The organism is Streptomyces sp. NPDC013455 (genome assembly GCF_040632975.1).
In the GTDB taxonomy this organism is placed as follows: Bacteria; Actinomycetota; Actinomycetes; order Streptomycetales; family Streptomycetaceae; genus Streptomyces.
Genome location: NZ_JBEYCX010000003.1, coordinates 298156 through 322965, shown reverse-complemented (window position 1 = coordinate 322965; position 24810 = coordinate 298156). Strand labels below are relative to the sequence as shown.

General features: G+C 70.8%; 19 protein-coding genes. 7 read left to right on the top strand and 12 right to left on the bottom strand.

Annotated features, from left to right (window positions below; translation table 11 throughout):
- The first annotated feature begins 43 nt into the window (after nucleotides 1-43).
- Nucleotides 44-868: a rhomboid family intramembrane serine protease gene (locus tag ABZ576_RS07875; protein WP_360737220.1), complete on the top strand. Its 825-nt coding sequence runs from the start codon at nucleotides 44-46 to the stop codon at nucleotides 866-868.
- Between the two features lie 13 nt (nucleotides 869-881).
- Here ABZ576_RS07875 and hemE read toward each other — a convergent pair whose 3' ends face one another.
- The gene (gene hemE, locus ABZ576_RS07870; RefSeq protein ID WP_360737218.1) at nucleotides 882-1940 is read right to left on the bottom strand and encodes a uroporphyrinogen decarboxylase; all 1059 of its coding nucleotides are present in this window, start codon (nucleotides 1938-1940) and stop codon (nucleotides 882-884) included.
- Between the two features lie 86 nt (nucleotides 1941-2026).
- On the opposite strand from hemE, the gene ABZ576_RS07865 reads away from it, so the two are divergent.
- The 5 genes from ABZ576_RS07865 (at nucleotide 2027) to ABZ576_RS07845 (ending at nucleotide 9002) form a co-directional block, all read left to right on the top strand.
- A complete protein-coding gene (locus ABZ576_RS07865; protein WP_360737215.1) occupies nucleotides 2027-2704 on the top strand; it encodes a DUF3000 domain-containing protein in 678 nt (225 codons plus the stop codon).
- A gap of 480 nt (nucleotides 2705-3184) precedes the next feature.
- Nucleotides 3185-3844: a response regulator transcription factor gene (locus ABZ576_RS07860; protein ID WP_030777669.1), complete on the top strand. Its 660-nt coding sequence runs from the start codon at nucleotides 3185-3187 to the stop codon at nucleotides 3842-3844.
- Nucleotides 3845-3991: 147 nt separating this feature from the next.
- Entirely contained in the window at nucleotides 3992-5281 is a 1290-nt protein-coding gene (locus ABZ576_RS07855) for a ribonuclease D (RefSeq protein WP_360737213.1), read from the top strand.
- Between the two features lie 377 nt (nucleotides 5282-5658).
- Complete coding sequence (locus ABZ576_RS07850) at nucleotides 5659-6876, top strand: acetyl-CoA C-acyltransferase (protein ID WP_360737211.1); 1218 nt, start codon at nucleotides 5659-5661, stop codon at nucleotides 6874-6876.
- Nucleotides 6873-9002, top strand: a complete 2130-nt coding sequence (locus ABZ576_RS07845) for a 3-hydroxyacyl-CoA dehydrogenase NAD-binding domain-containing protein (protein ID WP_360737208.1) — start codon at nucleotides 6873-6875, stop codon at nucleotides 9000-9002. Before ABZ576_RS07850 ends, ABZ576_RS07845 begins: the two co-directional genes overlap by 4 nt.
- Nucleotides 9003-9144: 142 nt before the next feature.
- Here the strand turns inward: ABZ576_RS07845 and ABZ576_RS07840 are convergent, their stop codons facing one another.
- A complete protein-coding gene (locus ABZ576_RS07840) occupies nucleotides 9145-10161 on the bottom strand; it encodes a hypothetical protein (protein WP_360737206.1) in 1017 nt (338 codons plus the stop codon).
- Nucleotides 10162-10234: 73 nt separating this feature from the next.
- On the opposite strand from ABZ576_RS07840, the gene ABZ576_RS07835 reads away from it, so the two are divergent.
- Nucleotides 10235-10624, top strand: coding sequence for an NTP pyrophosphohydrolase (locus ABZ576_RS07835; protein ID WP_360737203.1), 390 nt, complete (start codon nucleotides 10235-10237; stop codon nucleotides 10622-10624).
- Nucleotides 10625-10688: 64 nt separating this feature from the next.
- On the opposite strand, the gene ABZ576_RS07830 is transcribed toward ABZ576_RS07835, so the two are convergent.
- The 10 genes from ABZ576_RS07830 to ngcE form a co-directional block, all read right to left on the bottom strand.
- Nucleotides 10689-12134: a glycosyltransferase family 39 protein gene (locus ABZ576_RS07830; protein ID WP_360737201.1), complete on the bottom strand. Its 1446-nt coding sequence runs from the start codon at nucleotides 12132-12134 to the stop codon at nucleotides 10689-10691.
- Between the two features lie 75 nt (nucleotides 12135-12209).
- Entirely contained in the window at nucleotides 12210-13733 is a 1524-nt protein-coding gene (locus tag ABZ576_RS07825) for an amino acid permease (RefSeq protein ID WP_360737198.1), read from the bottom strand.
- 146 nt (nucleotides 13734-13879) lie between these two features.
- Nucleotides 13880-15805 carry a 1-deoxy-D-xylulose-5-phosphate synthase gene (gene dxs / locus ABZ576_RS07820; RefSeq protein WP_360737196.1) on the bottom strand — a complete coding sequence of 642 codons (1926 nt, stop codon included), beginning with the start codon at nucleotides 15803-15805 and terminating at the stop codon, nucleotides 13880-13882.
- A 190-nt stretch (nucleotides 15806-15995) separates the two neighbouring features.
- Nucleotides 15996-17291, bottom strand: coding sequence for a sugar ABC transporter permease (locus ABZ576_RS07815; RefSeq protein WP_360737193.1), 1296 nt, complete (start codon nucleotides 17289-17291; stop codon nucleotides 15996-15998).
- Nucleotides 17288-18079, bottom strand: coding sequence for an ATP-binding cassette domain-containing protein (locus ABZ576_RS07810; RefSeq protein ID WP_360737191.1), 792 nt, complete (start codon nucleotides 18077-18079; stop codon nucleotides 17288-17290). The genes ABZ576_RS07815 and ABZ576_RS07810 overlap by 4 nt, the downstream gene beginning before the upstream one ends.
- A 285-nt stretch (nucleotides 18080-18364) precedes the next feature.
- On the bottom strand, nucleotides 18365-19471 hold the full coding sequence (locus ABZ576_RS07805) for a substrate-binding domain-containing protein (RefSeq protein ID WP_360737631.1): 1107 nt from the start codon (nucleotides 19469-19471) through the stop codon (nucleotides 18365-18367).
- Nucleotides 19472-19604: 133 nt separating this feature from the next.
- Nucleotides 19605-20804 (bottom strand): ROK family transcriptional regulator, encoded by a 1200-nt coding sequence (locus ABZ576_RS07800; RefSeq protein WP_360737189.1) that lies wholly within the window; start codon nucleotides 20802-20804, stop codon nucleotides 19605-19607.
- Between the two features lie 187 nt (nucleotides 20805-20991).
- Nucleotides 20992-21915: a carbohydrate ABC transporter permease gene (locus ABZ576_RS07795; RefSeq protein ID WP_360737187.1), complete on the bottom strand. Its 924-nt coding sequence runs from the start codon at nucleotides 21913-21915 to the stop codon at nucleotides 20992-20994.
- A 15-nt stretch (nucleotides 21916-21930) separates the two neighbouring features.
- Nucleotides 21931-22866 (bottom strand): sugar ABC transporter permease, encoded by a 936-nt coding sequence (locus ABZ576_RS07790; RefSeq protein ID WP_360737185.1) that lies wholly within the window; start codon nucleotides 22864-22866, stop codon nucleotides 21931-21933.
- A gap of 166 nt (nucleotides 22867-23032) precedes the next feature.
- Nucleotides 23033-24481, bottom strand: a complete 1449-nt coding sequence (gene ngcE / locus ABZ576_RS07785) for an N-acetylglucosamine/diacetylchitobiose ABC transporter substrate-binding protein (RefSeq protein ID WP_360737183.1) — start codon at nucleotides 24479-24481, stop codon at nucleotides 23033-23035.
- Nucleotides 24482-24810: the final 329 nt, after the last annotated feature.

Here is a 24810-nt window from a genome sequence, read left to right as displayed (position 1 = left end):
GCGTTCACCGATTCACCCGCCCCGTCGCGGGCACTACTCCTGTGTGGTCATCCCCGTCCATGACGTGAATCCGGTGCGCCGCACCCCCTGGGTGACGTACGCCCTCATCGCCGCCAACGTGCTGGCGTTCATCACCACGCCCGGCATAGCCGGTTCCGTGGCCGGCACCGGCGAGCTGGTCCAGCTCTGCCACCTCCAGGCCTTCATGGACCACTACGCCGCGGTCCCCCGCGAGCTGATCCACCATCAGATGCCCAGGGTCGTCCCGACCGGCGAGGTCGCCGTGGGCCCGCACGGCCCCGGCTGTGCGGTGGGACCGCCCGCCTACGACAAGTCGCCGGCGCTGTCGGTCTTCACGGCGATGTTCCTGCACGGCGGCTGGCTGCACCTGCTGGGCAACATGCTCTTCCTGCTGATCTTCGGCAACAACGTCGAGGACCGGATGGGCCACATCCGCTACTTCCTCTTCTACGTCGCCTGCGGCTACGCGGCCGGCTACGGCTTCGCGCTGCTCAACGACGGCTCGGGCGACCCGCTGATCGGCGCGTCCGGCGCGATCGCCGGCGTCCTCGGCGCCTATCTGGTGCTGTACCCGAAGGCCAGGGTGTGGGTCCTGGTGCCGTTCCTGGTCTTCCTGCCGCTGCGGCTGCCCGCCTGGCTGGTGCTGGGTTTCTGGTTCGGGCTGCAGGCGGTGTACTCGTCCGGGCACGGGGTCTCCGGCACCGGCACCGTGGCGTACGCGGCCCACGTGGCCGGCTTCCTGGCGGGCATGCTGCTCGCCTGGCCGCTCAAGCCGGGCACCCCGCCGCCGCCGGAGCCGCCCGGCCTGCTGTTCGGCAGGCGCGCGCGGCCCCACTACTCGTGGTGAGCCGGCGGGCGGCTCAGCGCCTGGTGGCGGTGTGGACGTACTCCACGAGCCGGGTCAGCGCGTCCGGGTCGGTGTTCGGCATGACGCCGTGGCCGAGGTTGAAGACGTGCCCCTCCAGGCCGGCGGCGGCGTCGAGGACCTCGCGGGCCTTGGCGGCGACGGTGTCCTTGTCGGTGAACAGGACCGTCGGGTCCAGGTTGCCCTGGAGCGCCTTGCCGGGGCCGATCCGGCGCCGGGCCTCGTCCAGCGGGACGCGCCAGTCGACGCCGACGACGTCCGCGCCGGCCTCGCCCATGAGGCCCAGCAGCTCGCCGGTGCCCACACCGAAGTGGATGCGCGGGACGCCGTACCCGGCGACCGCGTCGAAGACCTTTGCCGAGGCGGGCATGACCGAGCGCCGGTAGTCCGCCGGGGCCAGGGCGCCGGCCCAGGAGTCGAAGAGCTGGACGGCGCTCGCGCCGGCCTCGATCTGCACCTTCAGAAAGGCGGCCGTGATCTCGGCGAGGCGGTCCAGCAGGTCGGCCCAGAGCTCGGGGTCGCCGTACATCATCGCCTTGGCGTTCTCGTACGTGCGCGAGGGGCCGCCCTCGACCAGGTAGCTCGCGAGGGTGAAGGGCGCGCCCGCGAAGCCGATCAGCGGGGTGGCGCCCAGCTCGCGGGTGAGCAGGCCGATGGATTCGGTGACGTAGGGGACGTCCTCGGGGCGGAGGTCGCGCAGCCGGGCGAGGTCGGCGCGGGTGCGGACCGGCTGCTCGACGACCGGGCCGACGCCGGGCTTGATGTCGAGGTCGATGCCGATGGCCTTCAGCGGGACGACGATGTCGCTGAAGAAGATCGCCGCGTCCACGTCGTGCCGGCGCACCGGCTGGAGGGTGATCTCGGTGACCAGCTCGGGCCGCATGCAGGACTCCAGCATGGGAACGCCCTCGCGCACCTTGCGGTACTCCGGCAGCGAGCGGCCGGCCTGCCGCATGAACCACACGGGGGTGTGCGGAACGGGCTCGCGCCTGCACGCCCTGAGGAAGGCGCTGTCGTACGTCGCTGTCGGCTGCGTGGTGTCATTGGCGGTCACGGGGCAAGTCTCGCACGACACCGGTGACCGGCGGCGCGGGGTGTCTTGCCCTCCACGGGGCCCCGCTTCCCCTTACTCTTCCCCGCATGGCTGCGGCTCACGGACGAATGTCGGACAGCGGTGATGGAACGGACGACGTGAAGGACACCGAGGAGGCGGACCGGCACTCCAGTGCCTCGGGTCCGCCGGCTTTCCGCTCCGCGGTCGAGGCCCTGCGCGGCAGCCGGCTGCGGCCGCAGGTGGAGGTGGAGCCGACGCCCGCCCCGCAGCGGCTCGCCCCGTACGCGTACGCGCTGGAGGCGGTGGTGGTCGACGGTGAGCAGGAGCTGGCCGACGGCCGGCTGGTGCTGCTGCACGACCCGGCCGGGCACGACGCCTGGCGGGGCACGTTCCGGCTGGTGACACTGGTGCGCGCGGAGTTGGAGCCGGAGATGGCGGCCGATCCGCTGCTGCCCGAGGTGTGCTGGTCGTGGCTGACCGGGGCGCTGGCGGCGCGCGGGCTGGGCTACGGCGAGCCGAGCGGGACGATCACGCGCGCGAGCTCGCACTACTTCGGGGGGCTGGCCGAGCGGCCGGCCGCCTCGCAGATCGAGATCCGGGCGTCCTGGACGCCCCGGGAGGGGCTCGGCGGGGTGCCGGACACCGCGGCCCATCTGGCCGCCTGGTGCGATCTGCTGGCGCAGGTCGCCGGCCTGCCGCCGGCCGGTCCGGGCGACGCGTCGGTGGTGACCCTCCCCCAGCGCAGGGGCCCGCAGTCCCGCTGATCCGCTGATCCGCTCCGGCGGAGGAACACCCGGCCCCGCCGGTCCCGCCGCGGCACGGGAGCACGGAGACCCGCCGAGCCTGCCGCGGCACGGGAGCACGGAGACCCGGCGAGCCTGCCGCGGCGCGGGCGCACCAAGACCCGCCGACGCCCGCCGCGGCGCCGCGGGAGCCCCAAGACCCGTCGAGCCCCCGTCAAGCCCCCGTCGACCCCTGGCAGCGACCCCTCGCAGCGAAACGCCCCATTGACCATCTCTTTGTCGATACGGCCACTTTCCGCACTCGAATCGCACCCGCTTGAAACGACTCGATCTTCGGATGATCGATCGCGTGTCCGAATTGCACAGATTGTTACTCACTAGATCGTGATCATTCTCTAAAGGCGGACGAGTTTGCTGCCGAAGACGACTGTGACCTTGAAAGCACGGTTCGTCCCGGCTTCATCCCCACAAGCCGGCCCCGTCCCCCACCCAGGAGGCCTGGTGTCCGTTCTCCTTGAGCAACCCGCAAGCCTGGTCGCCTACCGCCCGAACAAGCCGACCGCCATGGTGGTCGTGGCCGACCCGCGCGTCCGCTCCACCGTCACCCGCCACCTGTGGGCGCTCGGCGTGCGCGACGTCATCGAAGCCTCGTCCATCGCGGAGGCTCGTCCCCGCATCGGCAACCCCCGCGACATCTGCGTCGCCGACGTCCACCTCCCCGACGGCTCCGGCCTCACCCTGCTGTCCGAGACCCGCGCCGCGGGCTGGCCCAACGGACTCGCCCTCTCCGCCGCCGACGACATCGGCGCCGTCCGCAACGCCCTGGCCGGCGGCGTCAAGGGCTACGTCGTCACCGGCACCCGCACCAACATCGGGCTCCCCACCCGGCCCGGCGCCGCTCCCCTCGGCGCCGCCGCCCGTATGCACCGCCGCCCCCCGGGTGCCCCGAGCCACCCGGGCGGCTACCGCGAACTGTCCGGACGCGAGGTCGAGGTGCTGCGGCTGGTCGCGGAGGGCCAGTCGAACAAGGCGATCGGCGTCTCCATGGGCCTGTCCGCTCTCACCGTCAAAAGCCACCTCGCCCGCATCGCCCGCAAGCTCGGCACGGGCGACCGGGCCGGCATGGTGGCCGTGGCCCTGCGCACCGGGATCATCCACTGAGCCCACCGGATGCCCCCATCGGCGGAACCGGGCGTTCATCCAGGTGAACGGGACAGAGCCCGGAGCTGACTGGTTTACGCCCCTGCGGCGCCCGTCGACGGAACGTTCCGTCGACGGGCGCCGTCCACACACGGATACCCTTGACAGGTGACCGACGCCCAAGAGACCGCAGCAGACAGCTCCCTGCGCACCGCCGGAGGCACGCCTCCGGACGATGCCGGATCTTCTGTGATGGGGGCGCCGACTCCGCTGCTCGAACCCCGCGAGGGAATCCCGCCCGTGATCGCCGACGAGGCGGGCCTCGCCCGGGTGGTCGCCGCCTTCGCCGCCGGTACCGGCCCGGTCGCCGTGGACGCCGAGCGCGCCTCCGGCTACCGCTACGGCCAGCGCGCCTACCTGGTGCAGCTGCGCCGCGAGGGCGCCGGCAGCGCGCTGATCGACCCCGTCGCCTGCCCCGACCTGTCCGGCCTCGGCGAGGCCCTCTCCGGTGTGGAGTGGGTGCTGCACGCGGCCACCCAGGACCTGCCCTGCCTGCGCGAGATAGGCATGGTCCCGGCCCGCCTGTTCGACACCGAGCTGGCCGGCCGGCTCGCCGGCTTCCCGCGGGTCGGCCTCGGCGCCATGGTGGAGGGCGTCCTCGGCTTCGTCCTGGAGAAGGGCCACTCCGCCGTCGACTGGTCGACGCGGCCGCTGCCCGAGCCGTGGCTGCGGTACGCCGCGCTCGACGTCGAGCTCCTGATCGACCTGCGGGACGCGCTGGAGAAGGAACTGGACCGGCAGGGCAAGCTGGAGTGGGCGCGCCAGGAGTTCGACGCGATCGCGTCCGCGCCCCCGGCCGAGCCCCGCAAGGACCCCTGGCGCCGTACGTCCGGGATGCACAAGGTGCGCCGGCGCCGGCAGCTCGCCGTCGTACGGGAGCTGTGGGAGACGCGGGACCGGATCGCGCAGCGCCGGGACGTGTCGCCGGGCAAGGTGCTGAGCGACGCCGCCATCGTCGAGGCCGCGCTGGCCCTGCCGGGCAATGTGCACGCCCTCGGCGCGCTGAACGGGTTCGGGCACCGGATGGGACGGCGGCAGCTGGAGCAGTGGCAGGCCGCGGTGGACCGGGCCAAGGCCCTGCCGGACACGGCGCTGCCGCAGCCGGGCCAGCCGGTGACCGGGCCGCCCCCGCCGCGGGCGTGGGCCGACAAGGACCCCGCCGCCGCGGCCCGGCTGTCCGCCGCCCGGGCGGGGGTGACCGCTCTGGCCGAGCGGCTCGCCATGCCCCAGGAGAACGTGATCTCCCCCGACACCGTGCGGCGGATCTGCTGGGAGCCGCCGAAGGTGGTCGACCCCGGCTCCGTCGAGGCGGCGCTGGCCGGGTACGGCGCCCGGCCGTGGCAGGTCGAGCTGGTGACCCCGGTACTGGTGGACGCGCTGGCGGCGAAGGGCGGCTGAACCGCGTCACCTCGTCGCCGCACGGAAGCGGAACAGCAGCGTCGAGATCACGCCAAGATCCTGCGACGGCACCGGGGGAAGGGGTCTCCCGGTGCCTTCCCTTCGTCCCCCCGGCCTCGGACGTGAAGCCGGCCGGGGGCCGGAAAAACGTCGCCGTCACCTTCGCATACGTCCGGTGGAACGGCTGCCGCGCGCCGGGGCCGTCGGCGGCCGGCCCGGTGCCGGCCCCGGCGGGTCGACGGCGTCACGAGGGGTGTGACCTTCGCCGCTCCACGGGTGGGGACTGTGCAGCTACGTTACTCATAAGTAGCATGGGTCCTGAGCGCGCGCTCAGCGCATCGCAGCAGTGCCATCCCGCACCCTGGAGGAGAGCCATCGTGCCTCGTACCGTCAGGGACGTCGTCTTCGTCGACGGCGTCCGCACCCCGTTCGGCAAGGCGGGCCCGAAGGGCATCTACCACGAGACCCGTGCCGACGACCTTGTCGTGAAGGCGATCCGGGAGCTGCTGCGCCGCAACCCCGGTCTGGACCCCAAGACGGTCGACGAGGTCGCCGTCGCCGCCACCACGCAGGTCGGTGACCAGGGCCTCACGATCGGCCGTACCGCGGGCATCCTCGCCGGTCTGCCGCAGTCCGTGCCCGGCTACGCGATCGACCGCATGTGCGCCGGCGCGCTGACCGCCGTCACCACCGTCTCCGGCTCCATCGCCTTCGGCGCGTACGACGTCGCCATCGCCGGCGGTGTCGAGCACATGGGCCGTCACCCGATGGCCCAGGGCGCCGACCCGAACCCGCGGTTCGTGAGCGAGAAGCTGGTCGACGAGTCCGCCATGTTCATGGGCATGACCGCGGAGAACCTGCACGACCGCTACCCGCACATCACCAAGCAGCGCGCCGACGAGTACGCGGTGCGCTCGCAGGAGAAGGCCGCCAAGGCGTACGCCAACGGCAAGATCCAGCCCGACCTGGTCCCCGTCTCGGTGCGCCGTACCAACCCCGAGGCCGGCGAGACCGGCTGGGGCCTGGTCACCGCCGACGAGCCGATGCGCCCGGGCACGACCGTGGAGGCCATCGCCGGCCTCAAGACGCCGTTCCGCGTGCACGGCCGGGTCACCGCGGGCAACGCGGCCGGCCTGAACGACGGCGCGACCGCGTCGATCATCGCGAGCGAGGACTTCGCCCGCGAGAACGGCCTGCCGGTCAAGATGCGGCTCGTCTCCTACGCCTTCGCGGGCGTGGAGCCCGAGGTCATGGGCTACGGTCCGATCCCGGCCACGCAGAAGGCGCTCGCCAAGGCGGGTCTGTCCATCTCGGACATCGGTCTCTTCGAGATCAACGAGGCCTTCGCCGTCCAGGCCCTGGCCTTCCTCGACCACTACGGCATCGCCGACGACGACGCGCGCGTCAACCAGTACGGCGGCGCCATCGCCTTCGGCCACCCGCTGGCCGCCTCCGGCGTCCGGCTGATGACCCAGCTGGCCCGCCAGTTCGAGGAGCAGCCCGAGGTCCGCTACGGCCTGACCACCATGTGCGTCGGCCTGGGCATGGGCGCGACGGTCGTCTGGGAGAACCCGTACTTCGAGGGGGACAAGTGAGCACCACCGCCGAGCTTCTGCAGCAGGCCTCCGGCCTGTTCCCCGACGAGGTCGTCACCAGTGCGCACGTGCGCCACTTCGACCTGCCGTTCGGCGCCGGCCGCTTCGCGCTGATCACGCTGGACAACGGCCTGGACCACACCAAGCCGACCACCTTCGGCCCGGCTTCGCTGGCGAACCTGAACACCGCCATCGACCAGGTGGAGAAGGAGGCGGCCGACGGCGAGATCGTCGGTGCCGGCATCACCGGCAAGCCGTTCATCTTCGCGGTCGGCGCCGACCTCAAGGGCGTCGAGCTGCTGAAGGAGCACGAGCACGCGCTCGCCATCGGCAAGGGCGGCCACGAGGTCTTCAAGCGCCTGTCCCAGCTGGCCGTTCCCACCTTCGCCTACTACAACGGCGCGGCGATGGGCGGCGGTGTCGAGGTCGGCCTGCACTGCACCTACCGGACCGTGTCCAAGGTGATCCCGGCGTTCTCGCTGCCCGAGGTCTTCCTGGGCCTCGTCCCCGGCTGGGGCGGCTGCACCCTGCTGCCGAACCTGATCGGCGCCGACAAGGCCGTCTCGGTCATCATCGAGAACAGCCTGAACCAGAACAAGCAGCTCAAGGGCCAGCAGGTCTTCGACCTCGGCATCGCCGACGCCATCTTCGAGGGCGCCGACTTCCTGGAGCAGTCGCTGATCTGGACCGCCCAGGTGCTCAAGGGCGACATCGAGGTCGAGCGCCCGGTCATCGACCGCGGTGAGGGCTGGGACCAGGCCGTCGCCAGGGGCCGCTTCATCGCGGACTCCAAGGTGCACGGCGCCGCCCCGGCCGCCTACCGCGCCCTGGACATCATCGCCGCGGCCAAGAACGGCGACCTCCAGCAGGGCTACGACGCCGAGGACCAGGCTCTCGCCGACCTGATCATGGGCGGCGAACTGCGCTCCGGCATCTACGCCTTCAACCTGGTGCAGAAGCGCGGCAAGCGCCCGGCCGGCGCCCCGGACAAGAGCCTGGCCCGCCCGGTCACCAAGGTCGGTGTCGTCGGCGCCGGTCTGATGGCCTCGCAGCTCGCCCTGCTGTTCCTGCGCCGCCTGGAGGTGCCGGTCGTGCTGACCGACATCGACCAGGAGCGCGTCGACAAGGGTGTGGGCTACGTCCACGGCGAGATCGACAAGCTGCTCGGCAAGGGCCGTATCGGCCAGGACAAGGCCAACCGCCTCAAGGCGCTGGTGACCGGTGTCCTGGACAAGGCCGAGGGCTTCTCCGACGCGGACTTCGTCATCGAGGCCGTGTTCGAGGAGATCGGCGTCAAGCAGCAGGTCTTCGCGGAGGTCGAGGCGGTCGCCCCGGCGCACGCGATCTTCGCCACCAACACCTCCTCGCTGTCCGTGACGGAGATGGCGTCGAAGCTGAAGCACCCCGAGCGGGTCGTCGGCTTCCACTTCTTCAACCCGGTCGCCATCCTCCCGCTGCTGGAGATCGTCCGCGGCGAGAAGACCGACGACGCCTCGCTGGCCACGGCGTTCGCCGTCGCCAAGAAGCTGAAGAAGACCGCCGTCCTCACCAAGGACGCCCCGGCGTTCGTCGTGAACCGGATCCTGACCCGCTTCATGGGCGAGATCCAGAACGTCATCGACGAGGGCACCCCGGTCGAGGTCGCCGAGAAGGCCGTCGAGCCGCTCGGTCTGCCGATGTCCCCGCTGGTGCTCCTGGAGCTGGTCGGTCCCGCGATCGGCCTGCACGTCTCCGAGACCCTCAACCGGGCCTTCCCGGACCGCTTCAAGGTTTCCCCGAACCTCAAGGCGGTCGTGGAAGCGGGCAAGCGCGGCTTCTACGTCTACGACAGCGGCAAGCCGGAGCTGGACCCGGAGGTCGCCGCGCTGCTCAAGCAGGGCGATGTCGTGCTCAGCGAGGAGCAGGTGCGCGACCGTGTCCTGGACGCGGTGGCGCAGGAGATCGGCCTCATGCTGGACGAGGGCGTCGTCGCCGAGGCCCAGGACATCGACCTGTGCCTGATCACGGGCGCCGGCTGGCCCTTCCACCTGGGCGGCATCACGCCGTACCTGGACCGCGAGGGTGTCTCCGAGCGGGTGAACGGCAAGAGGTTCCTCGCCCCGGGCGTGGCGAGCGTGCCCGCGTAACGCCTCACCGGTGAACGCCGGGTGCCCGCGCCCCTGCCGGGGTGCGGGCACCCGGCGTTTCCCGTCCGGAGCCCGCGGCCTCCGGCCCTTCCCGCGATCCCCGGACGGGCCAGGGAGCCCGGGCTGATCGGCGAGACACCCCCTAGATCTCCCGCCACGCCTGGAGCGCCAGCCCCGGCTCGTCCTTCCGCCGCGTCAGCAGCAGCCGCCCGGTGGACGGGGACAACGTTGCCGCCACCACGCGGCCCTCCGCGTCCGTCGCGAGGCACACCAGCGCGTCCAGCGGGAGTTCGGGGCCCGACTCGGTCCACCAGGCGCCCGCCGACTCCAGCTCGGTCGGGTACGCGGCGAAGGCGACCCGGCGGTTCTCCGACCGCTGGACCAGCAGCGTGCAGTCGTGGCCGTCCAGTTCGCAGCGGACCGCGGACACCGGGCCGGGGCCCGCCGCCGGCAGCAGCGCGGCCGGCTTCCCGCCCGGGCGCCAGGCGCACAGGTCGCCGGAGGTGTCGGTGTAGAACACGGTGGTGCTGTCGGGCGAGGTGGCGAGGGCCCGCAGCGTGCCCGGGCGGACCGGGGCCTTCAGGGCCTCCTGGAGCACGGGCTGGGCACCGGGCTCCTCCTGACGCCAGTACAGCAGGCCCTGCGGCACGGCCGCGTACAGTTCGACCCGGCCCGACTCCCCCGTGACCGCGGCCAGTTGGTCCCGCACCTCACGGCCCTTCAGGTCCCGCCAGGGGTCCCAGCCGCCCTTCTCCTTCTGCGCGAGCATGCTGACCCCGCCGTCCTTGTTCGGGACGAACACATGGGCGCGGCCCTGCGCGTCGACGGCGACGGCCGGGGTGCCGGTCCGGTCGCCCTTCTTGTGCGGGTGGCCGATCGGGTTCCAGTCCAGGGCCGCGAGGTGCGGACGGAAGTGCGTGGAGTGCACCAGCCCGGACTCGCCCTTGACCGTGGGCCGCCAGGAGACCAGATGGGCGTAGCCGTCGGCGCCCTGGCCGACCGCCAGGACGCGGTGCAGTCTCTGTTCGCCGCCCACCGTGCGCGGGGCGGACCAGGGGCCGCCGGGGCCGCGCTCCGCCCGGCACAGGACGGCGTCGCCCGACAGCTGGTAGACACTGAGCCGGCCGTCTCGGCCGCGGATGAGCCAGTCGCCGTTCACCGGTTCACTTTAAGCCGCCGGGCACCGGAGCCGGGGCCCGGCCCCGGCTCCGGACCGTGGCACCCTTGGCCCCATGGAGTCCCCCGACACGCCCGCCGGTCCCGCCCCGCTGCTCGTCGTCGTGGACGGCGCGAACGTCGTCGGCTCGCGGCCCGACGGCTGGTGGCGCGACCGCAAGGGGGCGGCCGAGCGGCTGCGGGACCGGCTGGCCGGCGAGGGCCTGCCCGGGCACCCGGGAGCCGTGGAGATCGTGCTCGTGGTCGAGGGCGCGGCCCGTGGTGTGGCGTCCGTGCCGGGCGTCCGGGTGGAGTCGGCGCCGGGCAGCGGGGACGACCGGATCGTCGAGCTGGCCGCCGCGAGCGCGGACCGGGCCCGTCTGGTGGTGACCGCCGACCGCGAGCTGCGGCGCCGGGTGACGGAGCTGGGCGCGGAGGTGACCGGCCCGCGCGCGGTACTCGACTGAACCGGGCGCGGAGGTGACCGGCCCGCCTGCGGTGCCGGGCTGAGCCGGGGCCGAGCCGGGTCCGCTACTTCCCCGGCACCCGGGTGTACAGCACCGCCCCGTCCACCCTGCCCGCCTCGGTGTACCCGGCCGCCAGCAGGCGGCGCAGCGCGGGGACGTGGTCGGGGCCGTACGGCTTGCCCCGGGAGTCGTCGACGACGAGGGCCGGGGGGTGCGCGGTCAGCTCCCGCCGGAAGAGCGGCCAGGCGCCGGGCACGGCGTACCTCTCGCCGACCCGTGGCCCGTCCCGGCCGCCGCTCCAGTTGGTGAGCAGGCCCGCGGTCAGGTAGCGGGTGGCCGGGGTGCGGTCGGCCAGCCAGTACGTCTCGGGGTGTATGCCCCAGACCAGCACCCGGTCGGCGGCCGTCGTGCGGACGGCGAGCGCGGCCGCCAGCCGCTCGGCGTGCGCGAGTTCCGCGCGCGGGGCGAGCAGGCCCCAGCCGACGAAGAGGGCGCAGGCGCAGGCCGAGACGCGGACGGCGGCCCGTGCCCGCTCCCGGGGCAGGACGTGCAGCGCGGCGGTGGCCAGCAGGGCGAGCGGCGGGATCAGCTGGAGGTAGTAGTGGCCGAAGAAGTGGCAGCCGGCGGCCACCGCGACGGCCGAGGAGGCCGTCCACAGCCACAGCCCTGCCGTGTCGCGGGCCCCGCGCGCGGCCCGGACGACGGGCGGGATCAGCCCCGCCGAGGCCACGGCCAGGATCGCGGTGTTGGTCACCGCCCGGGTCAGGACGTGCAGCTCCGAGCCGGTGACGGAGGCGTACGCGGCGGAGCCGGTCACCGTCCAGAACAGGAAGCCCGCCGGGTCCGTCAGCAGAGCCGCGCCGAGCACGGGCAGGGCGGATCCGGCCGCGAGCAGGGCCGGGCCCGCGCGCCTCGGGCGCCGGCGGTACAGCAGCCAGGCCGCCGGGAGCAGCACCGCGCCACCGGTCTGCTTGGTCAGGAACGCGGCGGCGACGGCGGCCCCGGCCGCGCCCCAGCGTCCGCGGTCGGCGCACCACATGGCGGCGGCCGTCCAGGGCAGCATGAACACCTCGAAGGTGGCGGCCTGCGCGTCCTCGGGGTTGAGCCCGACCGAGACCAGCAGGTACAGCACCCCGGCGGTGCGGCCGGCCCGGTCGCCCCAGCGGCGGCGCGCCAGGGAGGCCAGCAGCACGGCGGTGGACAGCTGGGCGAGGACGGCGAGCACCCGCAGCGGGGTCAGCGAGCCGGAGCCGCAGAGCGCGAAGGCGGCCTGGTACAGCCAGGGCAGCAGCGGCGGCTTGCGGTCCACGACCGTGCCGTACAGCTGCCCGCCCTCGGCGAGCAGCCGGGCCTGCACGGCGAGGAAACCCTCGTCCGGGTTCCACAGGGGCCGGGTGAAGGAGGGGAGGCGGGTCAGGCAGGCCAGTGCCGCCAGCAGGGGCAGGAGACGTGCCCAGTACGCCGTCCGGGTGACCGTGGTCCGTGCGGGGGCGAGCGGAGCGGCGAGCATGGTGAGCACGCTATCGGGCCCCGCCGTCCCACCCGAAGCGGGACATACGGGGCCGGAGCGGGAGTCGTGCGGGGGCTACTGGGCGGTTCCGCCGGGCGGGCGCATGACCTCGCCGACCGTGGTCTCCTCGTGCCGGCCGAGCCGGCTGTGCGAGCGGCCGTAGAGGAAGTAGACGAAGAAGCCGATGACCATCCAGATGGCGAACCGGATCCACGTCTCGGCGGGCAGGTTGAGCATCAGCCACAGCGAGGCGCACACGGACAGGATCGGTACGACCGGGACCAAGGGGGTGCGGAAGGCGCGGTGCAGGTCCGGGCGGGTCCGGCGCAGGATGATGACGCTGAGGGCGACGACGACGAACGCGAACAGCGTGCCGATGTTCACCAGCTCGGCCAGTTCGCTCAGACTGGTGAAGCCGGCCACGATCGCGATGACCCCGCCGAGCAGGATGGTCGACCGGTACGGGGTGCGGAACGTCGGGTGGGTGTGCGAGAAGAAGCGGGGCAGCAGCCCGTCGCGGCTCATGGCGAAGAAGACGCGGGACTGGCCGAGCAGCAGGATCATGCAGACCGTGGTCAGGCCGACGGCGGCGCCGAAGCTGATCAGGCCCGCGTACCACGGGTGGCCGGTGGCCTTGAACGCGTCGGCGAGCGGCGCCTTCACCGACAGCGCGGTGTACTTCTGCATGCCGGTCACGACGATCGACACGGCGACGTAGAGGGCCGTGCAGATGATCAGCGAGCCCAGGATGCCGCGCGGGACGTCGCGCTGCGGGTGGCGGGTCTCCTCGGCGGCGGTGGCGACGACGTCGAAGCCGATGAACGCGAAGAAGACCACGGACGCCGCGGTGAAGATGCCCATGACGCCGAAGTCGGAGGGCGCCCAGCCGAACATCAGCTGGATCAGGGGCGCCTTCAGGTTCCCGCCCGCCTCCGCGGACTGGGCCTTCGGGATGAACGGGTCGTAGTTGCTGCTGCGGACGAAGAAGGCGCCCGCGATGATCACGACGAGGACCACGGCCACCTTGATCGCGACGACCACGGAGGTGACCCGCGCGGACAGCTTCATGCCGACGACGAGGATGACGGTGAGCACCAGGACGAGGGCCGCGGCGAGGATGTCGAACCCGAACCCGGTGGCGCCGTCCCGGCCCGAGAGCGCCTCGGGCATCTGCCAGCCGGCGTTGTCCAGCAGTGAGTGGATGTAGCCGGACCAGCCGACGGCGACCACCGCCGTGCCGAGCGCCAGCTCCAGGACCAGGTCCCAGCCGATGATCCAGGCGGGGAGTTCGCCGAGGGAGGCGTAGGAGAAGGTGTACGCGGAGCCCGCCACGGGGACCGTGGAGGCGAACTCGGCGTAGCAGAGGGCGGCGAGCGCGCAGACGACACCGGCCACGACGAAGGACAGTGATACGGCCGGACCGGCGGTGTTCTTGGCCGCCGTACCGGTGAGGACGAAGATGCCGGTGCCGATGATCACGCCCACGCCGAAGACGGTCAGGTCCACGGCGGTCAGCGACTTCCTGAGCGAGTGCTCGGGTTCCTCGGTGTCCAGGATGGACTGCTCGACGTTCTTCGTCCGGAACAGCGCGTTGCTCACGTGCCTGCCTCCCACGCTTGTGAGGCCTCGATATGGCTCAACATGATCGAGAGGGTCGGGGAGCGAGTTCCCCGGCACAGGCAGGTTCACGCAAACGGGCCGGTTCCGCCACCGGGGGCGCAACCGGCCCGTGGGCGGGCACTCCGCTAGTCGCGCGCGGGTTCCACGGAGTCCGCGGCGTCCGAGCGGTCGAACCGTCCGTCCAGCTTGGCGACCAGTCCGGTGACCTGGCGGGCGATGTCGGGCGCGGTCAGCCCGATCTCCGCCATGACCTCGGCGCGGGAGGCGTGGTCGAGGAAGCGCGGCGGGATGCCGAAGTCGCGCAGCGGCACGTCCACGCCCGCGTCCCGGAGGGCCTGGGCGACGGCGGAGCCGACACCGCCGACGCGGCTGTTGTCCTCCACGGTGACGACGACCCGGTGCCGCTCGGCCAGCGGGGCCATGGCCTCGTCGACGGGCTTGACCCAGCGCGGGTCGACCACGGTGGTGGAGATGCCCTGCCGCTCCAGCAGCCCGGCGACCTCCAGGCACATCGGGGCGAGGGCGCCCACGGAGACCAGCAGCACGTCCGGGCGGTCGGTGCCGGGCTCGCGCAGCACGTCCATGCCGCCGACGCGGCCCACGGCGGGTACGGCGGGGCCGACGGCGCCCTTGGAGAAGCGCACCACGGTCGGCGCGTCCTCGACCTCGACGGCCTCGCGCAGCTGGGCCCGGACCTGCTCGGCGTCGCGCGGCGCGGCGAGCCGCAGCCCCGGCACGACCTGGAGGATCGACATGTCCCACATGCCGTTGTGGGAGGCGCCGTCGGTGCCGGTGACGCCGGCCCGGTCGAGCACGAAGGTCACCCCGCACTTGTGCAGGGCCACATCCATCAGGACCTGGTCGAAGGCGCGGTTGAGGAAGGTGGCGTACACGGCGAAGACCGGGTGCACCCCGCCGTGCGCGAGGCCCGCCGCCGAGACGGCGCCGTGCTGCTCGGCGATGCCGACGTCGTAGACGCGTTCGGGGAAGCGCTTGGCGAACTTGTCCAGGCCGACCGGCTGAAGCATGGCCGCGGTGATCGCGACGATGTCCTCGCGCTCTTCGCCGAGCCGCACCATCTCGTCGCCGAAGACCGAGGTCCAGTCGGCGCCGGAGGAGGCGATCGGCAGTCCGGTGTCCGGGTGGATCTTGCCGACGGCGTGGAACCGGTCGGCCTCGTCCTGGAGGGCGGGCTGGTAGCCGCGGCCCTTCTCGGTCAGGCAGTGCACGATCACCGGCCCGCCGAACCGCTTGGCGCGGGCCAGCGCCGACTCCAGCGCCTCGATGTCGTGCCCGTCGATCGGGCCGACGTACTTCAGGCCCAGGTCCTCGAACATGCCCTGCGGGGCGATGAAGTCCTTCAGCCCCTTCTTGGCGCCGTGCAGGGTGTCGTACAGCGGCCGGCCGACGACCGGGGTGCGCTCCAGGACCTCCTTGGTCCGGGCGAGGAACCGCTCGTAGCCGTCCGTCGTGCGCAGCGTCGCCAGGTGGTTGGCGAGACCGCCGATGGTCGGGGCGTACGACCGCTCGTTGTCGTTGACGACGATGACCAGCGGGCGGTCCTTGGCGTCGGCGATGTTGTTCAGCGCCTCCCAGGCCATGCCGCCGGTGAGCGCGCCGTCACCGATCACGGCGACGACATGGCTGTCGCGCCGGCGCAGCTGGTTGGCCTTGGCGATGCCGTCGGCCCAGCCGAGCACGGTCGAGGCGTGGCTGTTCTCGATGACGTCGTGCTCGGACTCGGCCTGGGAGGGGTAGCCCGACAGGCCGCCCTTCATCTTCAGCCGGGAGAAGTCCTGCCGCCCGGTGAGCAGCTTGTGCACGTACGACTGGTGGCCGGTGTCCCACAGGACCTTGTCCTTCGGGGACTCGAAGACCCGGTGCAGGGCGATGGTCAGCTCCACCACACCGAGGTTGGGGCCGAGGTGTCCGCCGGTCTTGGAGACCTCCTGGACGAGGAAGGTCCGGATCTCCTCCGCCAGCCGGGCCAGCTCTTCCAGGCTGAGCCGGTCCAGATCGCGCGGTCCCCTGATGCGGGTCAGCAGCGGCACCCGTGCCTCCTTGCAGTAGCTGATCGAGCTTTCGCCGGGCTCGCCAGAGTCTAATGTTCCGGCTTCCCGGCGCATGACAGCGCCCGGCACCCTGGAGGCACCGGGCAGAGCAGGAAGGGGCGCGGGGCACCGCGGGCCGGCCACAGCCGGCCGGTCCGCGGTACCACCACGCCCCGACGGTGACTAGGCGTTACGCACGCCCGGCCGTCTTCTGCGTCTTGCGGGTGATGGAGTCGATGACCACCGTGGTCAGCAGCACAGCCGCGGTGATCATGTACTTGACCGGCTCCGCGATGGACTCCAGCTGAAGACCGTACTGGATGGACACGATCACCAGCACACCGAGCAGCGCGTTCCAGGTGCGGCCCCGGCCGCCGAAGAGGGACGTGCCACCGATGACGGCCGCGGCGATCGCGTTCATCAGCAGGTCGCCCGTACCGGCGCTCTGGTTGGCGGAGGCGATCTTGGAGGCCAGGAACAGACCGCCGATCGCCGCGAACCCACCGGAGACCGCGAAGACGGAGATCCGCACCGCGGTGACGCTGATACCCGCACGGCGGGACGCCTCGACGCTGCCGCCGAGCGCGAAGATCTTGCGGCCGTAGCTGGTGCGCCGCAGCACGAAGTCGGTGAGCACCAGGAAAGCCAGGAAGATCACCGTGGCCAGCGGCAGGCCCTTGTACTGGTTGTACATGTAGGCCGCCGCGAAGGAGACCACGGCCAGCAGCGCCGTGCGCAGGGCGGTGTCGCTGAGCGGCCGGGACGGGACGCCCGCGGCCTCCCGGCGCCGGTTGCCGAGGTAGGAGCTGAGGAAGAACAGCACGACCACGACGACGGCCAGGCCGTAGGCGGCGGCGACGTCGGTGAAGGTGTACGTGGTCAGCTTGCCGATCAGACCGTCGCTGTCGAGGTTGATCGTGCCGTCCTCGCCCAGCACCTTCAGCATGAAGCCGAGCCAGAAGAGCAGACCGGCCAGGGTCACGGCGAAGGCGGGGGCGCCGAGCACCGCGAAGAAGAAGCCGTGCAGCGCGCCGATGGCGGCACCGGCGGCGATGGCGACGAGCACGGCCATCCACTCGGGCCAGCCCTGGTTGACCGTGAGGACGGCGGCGAGGGCGCTGGCCGCGCCGCTGACCGAGCCGACCGACAGGTCGATCTCGCCGAGCAGCAGCACGAAGACGATGCCGACGGAGATCATGCCCGTGCCGACCATCGTGACCGTGATGTTGCTGATGTTCTGCGCGGAGAGGAACTCCGAGTTCAGCACCTGGAAGATGATGCAGATGATCGCGAGGCCCAGGACCACCGGGAGGGAACCCAGCTCGCCGGCCTTCATCTTGCGCTTGAACTCGTTCCAGTACCCGAGCAGGCCCTGCTCGCGCACCAGGAGGCGCGGGTCGACCGCGGTGACCGCGGCGGCCGCGGCCTCGGGGTTCTCGACGGCGTGCTCGTCCTGCGGGGTCGCGGAGGTCTTGTCGATGCTCACTTGGAAACCTCCCCGTTCGTGCGCGCCGCACGGCGGGTCACGGCGTTGTCGGTGGCGCCGGTGATGGCGGAGATGATCTCCTCCTGCGAGGTCGTCTTGACCTCGAAGACGCCGTTGTTGCGGCCGAGGCGCAGGACGGCGACCTTGTCGGCCACCGCCTTCACGTCCGCCATGTTGTGGCTGATGAGGATGACGGCGTGGCCGCGCTCGCGCAGGCGCTCCACGAGGTCGAGGACCTGGGCGGTCTGCTCGACACCGAGCGCCGCGGTGGGCTCGTCGAGGATGACCAGCTTGGGGTCGCCGAGCATGGAGCGGGCGATGGCCACGGTCTGGCGCTGACCGCCGGAGAGCGAGGCGATCGGGATGCGGACGCTCGGGATGCGGATCGAGAGCGTGGTGAGCAGCTCGCGGGAGCGGCGCTCCATCTCGACCTCGTCGAGGACGCCCCACTTCTTCAGCTCACGGCCGAGGAAGAGGTTGCCGACGACGTCGATGTTGTCGCACAGGGCGAGGTCCTGGTAGACCGTCGCGATGCCCAGGGCCTGGGCGTCGTGCGGCTTGCTGATCGACACGGGCTTGCCATCCCACTCGATGGCACCCTCGTCGATCGGGTGGACGCCGGCGATCGTCTTGACCAGCGTGGACTTTCCGGCACCGTTGTCGCCCACCAGGGCGACCACCTCACCGGCGTGGACCTCAAGCTCTACGTCGGTGAGCGCCTGAACGGCACCGAACCGCTTGGAGACCCCGCGCAACGCCAGCACGGGCGTAGCGGACACGTGAACCATCTCCTTCGCCGCCTGACCCGGCGGGAGGTTGTGCATGAATGCAGGGGGGGGTGGGTTGGGAGCAACCCTCGGGGGTGGGTTGGGAGCAACCCTCGGGGTGGGTCGGGAGCAACCCTCGGGGTGGGTTGCCGGCAACCCTCGGGGGTTCCGTCCGGCGCCCCGGGCCGAGCTTGCGGGGCTGTCTGATGCGCCGGGGCGCCGGAGGAGACCTGGGGGCGGCGGGCCGCCCTCACCGCGGGCGTTCACGGGGTGAACGCCCGTGGCCGGTCGGCGACCGGAAACCGCCTACTTGGTGAGGCCGAGCTTCTCGCAGGCGGCCTTGTACTTGCCGGTGCAGATGTCGGCGGCGGTGTAGACGCCGTCCTTGATGACCGTGTCCTTGATGTTGTCCTGGGTCAGCGAGGTGACCGGGACGAGCACCGCGGGGACGTCCTTCTGGGAGGCGCTGGAGACCTTGTCCTTGGCGAGCGAGTCCAGCGACTTGCCCTGGGCGAGCGCGACGGCCATCTCGGCGGCCGCGGCGGCCTCGGGGGCGTACGGCTTGTAGACGCTCATGTACTGCTCACCGGAGACGATGCGCTGCACACCGGCGAGCTCGGCGTCCTGGCCGGTGACCGGGACCTTGAGACCGGCGGCGTTGAGGGCGGTGATGATACCGCCGGCCATGCCGTCGTTGGCGGAGTACACGCCCGCGATCTTGGTCTTGCCGACCGAGGAGATCGCCGCCTCCATCTCGGAGTTGGCGTTGTCCGGCGACCACTCCTTGGTGTCGTACTCCTTGGCGATGGTGACCTTGCCGTCGAGGACGGAGTGCGCGCCCTTCTTGAACTGGGCGGCGTTCGGGTCGGTCACCGAGCCGTTCACCATGACGATCTTGGTGGACTTCTTGGCCTTGTCGCCCAGCGCCTCCAGCAGGGCCTCGCCCTGGGTCTTGCCGACCTGCTCGTTGTCGAACGAGGTGTAGGCGCTGATCGGGCCCTCGGCGAGGCGGTCGTAGGCGACGACCTTGATGCCCGCGTCCACGGCCTTCTGGACGGAGTTCTGGATCGCCTTGGCGTCCACCGCGTCCAGGATCAGGACGTCCACCTTGTTGGTGATCATGGTGTCGACCTGCTGCGCCTGCAGGTTCGCGTCCTGGCGGGCGTTGTTGTAGTCGACCGTCGCCTTGCCGTTCGTCAGCTCGCTGATCTTCTTCTCGATCAGCGGCTTGTCGAACTTCTCGTAGCGTGCGGTCTTGTTCTCCGGAAGCAGCAGGCCGACCTTGATGTCGTCGCCCTTCTTGGCCGACGCGGAGGCGGAGTCGTTGTTGCCCTTCGACTCCTTGGCGCTGCCACAGGCCGCGAGCGAGACGGCCATCGCACCGGCGGCAACGACAACGGCGGCACGACGCATACGTGCGTTCACTTCAGAAACCTCCCTGACGAGGCCGCGTCGTTGCGGCCGAGGTGGCTGGAAGTCAACTCGGCCACACGTGCGACGTCAAGAAGTAAATCCTTAACGAGATGGCAACGGTGCCATCCGTTCTCTAAGTGAAGGCAGGGGCCGCCACGGGCACGGCCCCCTCCAAAAGGGTCGAATCGCCCATCTCGCTGAGGGCGAGGGCGAGCGCCCCCAGCACCTCGGCGCGGCCGCCAAGTGCCCCCGGGAGAACGGACAGTTGACGCGCCGCGCTGGGGATGGCGTAGCGGCCGACGGACTCCCTGATGGGCCCGAGCACCAGCTCACCGGCCTCGGCGAGATCACCGCCGAGGACCACCCGGCTCGGGTTCAGCAAGTTGCAGAGATTGGCCACTCCACTGCCGATGTGGCGGCCGACGTCGGCGATCACCCGACGGCAGCCCGGGTCACCGTCCCTGGCCAGCCGTACGACGCCCTCCATGGTCAGATCGGTGCCGTGACTGGGCTGGAGCAGCGGCAGCACATAGCGTGCGGCCGCGAAGGTCTCCAGGCAGCCACGGTTCCCGCAGCGGCAGACCGGGCCGGATTCATCGAGTGTAATATGTCCGATTTCGCCCGCAGTGCCGCCGGGACCGCGGTAGATCTTCCCGTCGATCACCAGACCGGCGCCGACACCGCTGGCGACCTTGATGTACGCCAGGTCGCGCACGCCCTTGCCGCTGCCCCAGACCAGCTCGCCGAGGGCGCCGAGGTTGGCGTCGTTGTCCACGTGCACGGGCACGCCGAGCCGCTCGCGCAGCTCCTCGGCGGGTTTGGTGCCGCCCCAGCCCGGCAGGATGGCGGTGGAGCCCAGCGTGCCCGACTCCACGTCGATCGGACCCGGCACGCCGAGCCCCACGCCCGCCACCTTGGCCCGGTCCACGCCGGTCGCCGCGATCAGCCGGTTGACCAGCTGCTCGGCCCGGTCGAAGCCCTGGTCGGCGGAGGCGTCGACGTCGAGCGGCTCGGCCTCCTCGGCCAGCACCTGGTGGGCCAGGTTCCCGATCGCGACGCGCAGATGGGTGTGCCCGAAGTCGACGCCGATCACGATGCCGGCGTCCCCGCTCAGGCTGACGCTGCGGGCCCGGCGCCCGCCCGCCGACGTGGGCGTGACCTCGACGGTTCCGCCGTCCTTCAACTCCCGCACGATGTTGGAGACGGTGGCGGCGGACAATCCGGTCGTCCGCGCGATCTCCGCCTGCGTGAGGGAACCGGCCAGGCGTACGGCCCGGACGACCCGCTCCAGGTTGGCTCGGTGCAGCGATGACTGCGACCCTGGAGTCTCCACGACGACCTCCTGAGCGCGGGGCCGCTTCGGCGAGGCCCCGTGTATGTCCAACTAGTGAACTCTAAGCTGAGCCGTTCGGGGTGACATACGTCAAGAGGTTGAACCGTTTCCGGGCAACCGGCCACACAGGCGCGCACGCCGCCCGGAAGCCCGGAGCGGCGTGCGCGCGCACGGTCGCGACGTGCGGTTACTTCAGCGTGGCCGAGGTCAGACCGGCCTGGACCTGGCGCTGGAAGGACAGGTAGACCACCAGCATCGGGACCATGGCGATGGTCACACCCGCGAACAGAACGGGCAGGTCGGAGGCGTACCCCTGCTGCTGCTGGAGCTGGATCAGGCCCTGGGTGAGGACGTACCGCTCCGGGTCGTCACCGCTCTGCGGCTGCATCAGCACCGTGGGCAGGATGAACTGGTTCCACTGCCCCAAAGTGTTGAAGATCCCCACGCTGATCAGTCCGGGTTTCGCCATCGGCAGCATCACCTGGAAGAAGGTCCGGGTGTGCGAGGCGCCGTCCAGGACGGCCGCCTCGAAGACCGCCGTGGGCAGCGTCCGGAAGAAGGCGTGCATGAAGAAGACCGTGAACGGCATCGAGTAGGCGATGTAGACCAGGATCAGCCCCTGGTAGGTGTTCAGCATGTCCAGCCGCTTGACCATGAAGAACAGCGGCACGAGCGCCAGGAACACCGGGAACATCGCGCCGGCCACGAAGAAGTAGTAGAGCAGCCGGTTGCCCCAGAACCGGTACCTGGCCAGCACGTAGGCGGCCATCGACCCGAACAGCATGGTCAGCGGCACGGAGAAGACCAGGACGATCACGGTGTTGAGGAAGTAGTCGCCGATGCCCTTGTCCCAGGCGCGTTCGAAGACGTCGAGGGACCAGTGCCGCGGCCAGCCGAAGGCCGAGCCGCCGATCTGGGTGTCGGTCTTGAAGGAGCTGAGCACCAGCCACAGCAGCGGCAGCACGATCAGCAGTCCCCACAGGGCGAGGAAGCCGTGTGAGAAGACGTTCAGGACCACGCCCTCGCCGCGCCGGTCGCCGGGGCGGACCGGGACCTTGGCGGCGGGCCGCTCGGGACGGGCCGGGGCGGTTTCCTTCAGAGGTGCGCTCATCGTCGTCTCTCCCGCTCAGAACTCGATGCGCTCGCGGCGGGTGGCGCGCAGCGTGACCACGGACAGGACCAGCGTGAGCAGCAGCATGACCACGCCCATGGCACAGGCGTAACCGCTCTTGCCGTAGTACAGGAAGTTCCGCATCATCACCGTCGACATCACGTCGCTGTGGTGGTCCGGCCCGCCGCCGTAGGCACCCATGTTCTGGGTCATGGACGAGACCAGTACGAACATGTCCATGGCGACGATGCCGAGGTAGACCCAGGCGGTCTGCACGGTGTCCCACAGCAGGGGCAGGGTGATGCGGAAGAAGGACTGGTTGCGGCCGGCGCCGTCGATCAGGGCGGCCTCGTAGATGTCCCGGGGGATGGACTGCATGGCTGCCGAGAACAGCACCAGGTAGAAGCCGACGCCGTGCCAGACCACGACCAGCAGCAGCGCCCACAGCACCATGTCGGGCTCGTTGAGCCATTCGACGGGGTCGTTCGCGTCGACCAGTCCCAGCTTGATCAGGAAGCCGTTGAGCAGACCGCCGCCGTCACTGCGGTACACCGCGTTGAACAGCACCGCGAGGATCGCCAGCGACAGTACCTGCGGGAAGAAGTAGACGATTCTGTAGAACTTCGATCCGGCGACCCCCTGCACCCCGCCGGCCCTGCTGCGGCCGCCCGCGTTCAGCATGAAGGCGAAGAACAGGGCGAGCAGAATCGTGATCACCGGGATGAAGACCAGGAACAGGATGTTGTGCCAGATGGCCTTCAGGAAGACGTCGTCCTCGAACAGCGCCCTGTAATTGTCCAGACCAACGAAACGGAAGGTCTGCGACTGCCCCTTCCAGTCGGTCAGCGAATAGCCGAACGTCTGGATGTACGGCCAGATCACGAAGATCACGTAAAGCGCCACGGGAACGAGGAGAAACCCCGCGACGAACCGGTACTGCCCTTTGCGCATGGACTTTTCCCTGCCCTGTGGTGTATCGCCCCGGAAAGGGCGCGGGGCTGTATCGATATGCGGCTCCGCCGCGGGGGCGCGACCGGCCAAACGCACATGCGGCCGAGGCCGACAGCCGGACCGGGCTCGCGCCGGCGCACCCGCGCCCCCACGGCGCCAGGCGCGCCTAATCCCGGTGGTTCTTCTTCGACGCGGGGTCCTTCGCCTGCTTGTCCACGGCCGCCTGACAGCGCTTCAGCCACTCCTTCGGCTGAATGCGCTTGGCCATCAGTTCGTTGGAGGCGGCCTCGATGGCGGTGCCCATCTCGCTGTACCACTCGGTGTACAGGTACCGGAAGGTGTGGTCACCGGCCGCCTTGGACGCCTCGACCGTGGACTGGGTGCCGGGCCGCAGCCGGACGCCCGGGTCGACGCCGTCCTTGAGGATGGTGAGCGAGTTGGCCTGCTTGGCGAAGAGCGTCGACCACTCCTTGGAGAGCATGCGCCGCATGAACTCCATGGCGGCCGGACGGTTCTTCGCCTTGGCCGGGATGATGAAGGGCTCGCCCGAGCCGGCCCGGATGGCCTCGAACGGCAGTTTGCTGCCGGACAGCACCGGCATGGGCAGGAACTTCATGTCGAAGTCCGTCGGGGTCTGCTTCAGCTGCTCGTTCTCCAGCCAGGAGCCGGAGGTGATGAACACGGCCTTGTACTGGTTCCAGCGGGTCTGCGACTCGGTGTGGGTCAGGCCGTTCGTACCGGGCATCAGATAGCCCTTCTCGACGACCTCGTAGACGGCCTCGACGGCGGCCTGCGCCGCCTCGGAGCCGACGAACGCCTTGGGGTCGAGGTTGTCGATCGCCTTCATGGCGTCCAGACCGCCCGTCTTGGCGATCAGGTCCATGATGGCGACGTTGATGTAGTACGGGTACTTGCCCTGGTGGGCGAGGCCGCCGATGTTCTGCGACTTGGCGTCCTTGCAGATGGCGAGGAAGTCGTCCCAGGTCTTGGGCTCCTCCCAGCCCTTCTCCTCGAAGAGCTTGCCGGAGTACCACAGGCCCCACACCGTGTAGATGTAGTTCAGCGCGACGACCTTGCCCGCCTGCATGCCCGGGTCGAGCGTGCCGGGGATCAGGGTGTCGCGGACCTTCGTCGCGGGGTCGTCCACCGACGGCGCGTCCAGCACCTCGGCGAGGTCCAGCAGCTGCCCGTTCCGGTACAGGACGTCGACCTCGATCTGCTGCGCGCCGGAGTCGTCCACGATGTCCGGCGGGTTGCCGGCGTTGAAGCGCGGCTGGAGCTTCCCGGTGATCTCCTGGGTGCCGGTGTGGGTGGAGGTGATGCCGAGCTTCTCGCTGAAGTCGGCCTCCCACGCCTTGGCGTAGTCGTCGCCGTACCCGCCCTTGAAGACGACGACGTCGAGCTTGCTGCCCTTCTTGGCGCCGAAGGGGTTGTCCTTGGACGCCTTGCCCTTGGTGGTGCCGTCGTCGGAGCCGTCGCCCCCGCCGCCGCTGGCACACGCGGACAGCAGGCCCATGGCCGGCACGCCGGCCAGGCCGAGCGCGGCGGACCGCTTGATCAGGTCGCGGCGGCCGACACCTGCGGAACCGTGGTTCCCGTCGGAAGTGGATCCCATGCTCAAGTCCTCGCCTTCTCCAGGACTCAGGCGGTGAACCGGATCCTCCCCGGCACCGCTGTCGGGTCAAGCTGGGTGGTGCAGGAAGTACTGGGTGCGCGTTCTGCCGGAAGTGCGTTCGTACCGGGCGCCGACAGGTATAGTCCACTTACCGTCGGCGGAGCAAGATCGAATGCAAGGTTCGCGATGGGTCTTTTCCGAGTTGAGACCTCGCGGAAATATGAGTCCCGGTCGCCTGTCGCGCGAGAAAAATTCGCGACATAAGTCCCTGAATGCCACAGCCAACACCCTTGACATCACGGACCACTTGACGACCTACTGGTTCCTGC

Coding starts and splice junctions, on each gene's coding strand:
- ABZ576_RS07835 (WP_360737203.1), top strand. CDS start 10,235: ATGGAGTCCCCCGACACGCCCGCCGGTCCCGCCCCGCTGCTCGTCGTC.
- ABZ576_RS07830 (WP_360737201.1), bottom strand. CDS start 12,134: ATGCTCGCCGCTCCGCTCGCCCCCGCACGGACCACGGTCACCCGGACG.
- ABZ576_RS07790 (WP_360737185.1), bottom strand. CDS start 22,866: ATGCGCAAAGGGCAGTACCGGTTCGTCGCGGGGTTTCTCCTCGTTCCC.
- ABZ576_RS07865 (WP_360737215.1), top strand. CDS start 2,027: ATGGCTGCGGCTCACGGACGAATGTCGGACAGCGGTGATGGAACGGAC.
- ABZ576_RS07810 (WP_360737191.1), bottom strand. CDS start 18,079: ATGGTTCACGTGTCCGCTACGCCCGTGCTGGCGTTGCGCGGGGTCTCC.
- ngcE (WP_360737183.1), bottom strand. CDS start 24,481: ATGGGATCCACTTCCGACGGGAACCACGGTTCCGCAGGTGTCGGCCGC.
- ABZ576_RS07805 (WP_360737631.1), bottom strand. CDS start 19,471: ATGCGTCGTGCCGCCGTTGTCGTTGCCGCCGGTGCGATGGCCGTCTCG.
- ABZ576_RS07795 (WP_360737187.1), bottom strand. CDS start 21,915: ATGAGCGCACCTCTGAAGGAAACCGCCCCGGCCCGTCCCGAGCGGCCC.